Source organism: Sphingomonas sanguinis, assembly GCF_001476905.1.
In the GTDB taxonomy this organism is placed as follows: domain Bacteria; phylum Pseudomonadota; class Alphaproteobacteria; order Sphingomonadales; family Sphingomonadaceae; genus Sphingomonas; species Sphingomonas sanguinis_B.
In genome coordinates, this window is record NZ_LDTE01000204.1 from 1 (window position 1) to 2,270 (window position 2,270).

The 2,270-nt window shown below is 64.3% G+C and carries 1 protein-coding gene; it reads left to right on the forward strand.

Annotation, left to right across the window (positions count from 1 at the left end; translation table 11 throughout):
• Positions 1-123: 123 nt before the first annotated feature.
• Positions 124-2,223, forward strand: coding sequence for a RelA/SpoT family protein (locus SB4_RS18590; RefSeq protein ID WP_058753734.1), 2,100 nt, complete (start codon positions 124-126; stop codon positions 2,221-2,223).
• The last annotated feature ends 47 nt before the right edge of the window (positions 2,224-2,270 follow it).

Below are 2,270 nucleotides of genomic sequence, written 5' to 3' on the forward strand. Positions count from 1 at the left end.
CCCCAACCCCTCCCCCTGCCGGGAGAGGGGCTTGAAGAAGAAAGGGCTTAAGAAGCCCACCCGATCACCCTGATCGCATCAAAAATGTTGCAATGCCCAACGCCCCCAAGCAAACCTGATCCCGTGCTCCGCCAGTATGAACTCGTCGACCGCGTGCTCGACTACGACCCCCAGGCCGATGAGGCGCTGCTGAACCGCGCCTATGTCTTCTCGATGAAGGCGCATGGCAGCCAGAAGCGTGCCTCGGGCGATCCCTATTTCAGCCATCCGATCGAGGTGGCCGGCATCCTGACCGACCTGCATCTGGATGACGAGACGATCGCCACCGCCATCCTGCACGACACGATCGAGGACACGGTCGCCACCTATGACGAGATCGAGCGGCTGTTCGGTCCCAATGTCGCGCGGCTGGTCGACGGCGTCACCAAGCTGTCCAAGATCGAAGCGCAGACCGAGAACGAACGCGCCGCCGAAAACCTGCGCAAGTTCCTGCTCGCCATGTCGGACGATATCCGCGTCCTGCTGGTGAAGCTGGCCGATCGCCTCCACAATATGCGCACGCTCCACCACATCGCGAAGCCGGAGAAACGCCGCCGCATCGCGAAGGAGACGATGGACATCTATGCCCCGCTCGCCGAGCGGATCGGCATGTACGAGTTCATGAAGGAGATGCAGATGCTCTCCTTCCAGCAGCTCGAACCCGAAGCCTATGAGTCCATCTCCCTGCGCCTGGCGCAGATGAAGGAAGGCGGCGGCGACCGGATTTCCAAGATCGCGTCGGGCCTGAAGCTGCTGATGTCGCGCGGCGGCGTCGAGGCGGACGTGACGGGGCGCGAAAAGTCCGCCTTCTCGATCTTCCGCAAGATGAACGAGCGGCACATCAGCTTCGAGCAGCTGTCCGACGTCATGGCCTTCCGCGCGATCGTGCCGACCGAAGAGGATTGCTACCGCGCACTGGGACTGATCCATCGCCGCTGGCCGATGGTGCCGGGGCGGTTCAAGGACTATATCTCGACGCCCAAGCGCAACGGCTATCGCTCGCTCCACACCAGCGTCATCCATGCCGACAATGCGCGCATCGAAATCCAGATTCGCACCCCCGAAATGCACGCCGAGGCCGATTTCGGCCTAGCCGCGCACTGGACCTACAAGCAGGCGACGCGCCACGACGCGCAGGTCAGCTGGATTCGCGACCTGGTCGAAATCCTCGACACCTCGGACAGCCCCGAAGAGCTGATCGAGCATACGAAGATGGCGATGTATCAGGATCGCATCTTCGCCTTCACGCCGAAGGGCGAACTGATTCAGCTGCCAAAGGGCGCGACGCCGATCGACTTCGCCTATGCCGTCCATACCGACCTGGGCGATCAGGCGGTGGGCGCGAAGCTGAACGGGCGGGTGGTGCCTTTGTCGACCGTCATCTCGAACGGCGACCAAGTGCAGATATTGCGCTCGGCCGGACAGACGCCTCAGGCCAACTGGCTGAACCTAGCGATCACCGGCAAGGCGCTGGCCGCGATCCGCCGCCACCTGCGCCACGCCGAGCGCGCCGAGCAGGTGACGCTGGGCACCAAGCTCTACGAGGATATCGTCCGCCGCCTGCCCGCCCAGATCGGCGCGGATGCGCTGACCCATGCGTTGCAGCGGCTGAAGATGCCCGACGAAGCGCATCTGATGATCGCGATCGCCAGGCGCACCTTGTCCGACGCCGCCGTGATGGAAGCGCTGATGCCGGGCTCTGCGGGCGCGGACGTCGCCGCGCTGCCGCCGCAGTCGAGCGCCATCTCGATCAAGGGACTGACGCCCGGCGTCGCCTATGACCTGGCGCAATGCTGCCACCCGGTGCCCGGCGACCGCATCGTGGGTCTCCGCCGTCCCGATGCGGGGATCGAGGTCCACGCCATCCAGTGCCCGGTACTCGCCGAACTGGCCGACCGCACCGACGAGGAAACCGATTGGGTAGACGTGTCCTGGGACGACGACAGCGAGGGCGCGACCGCGCGTATCTCGGTCATGGTCAAGAACGAACCCGGCGCGCTGGGCATCCTGGCGACGATCATCGGCCAGCATAAGGCCAACATCATCAACGTTCGGCTCGATACGCGCGACACGCGCTTCCACACCAACCTGATCGACGTCGAGGTGCATGACCTGCAACATCTGATGCGCCTGATCGCCGCCCTGCGCGCGGCGGATGTGGTGAGTTTGGTGGAGCGGGTCTGAGGGCGGGCCGCGCATTCCTCGCAAAATCTATTCCTCCCCTTGCAGGG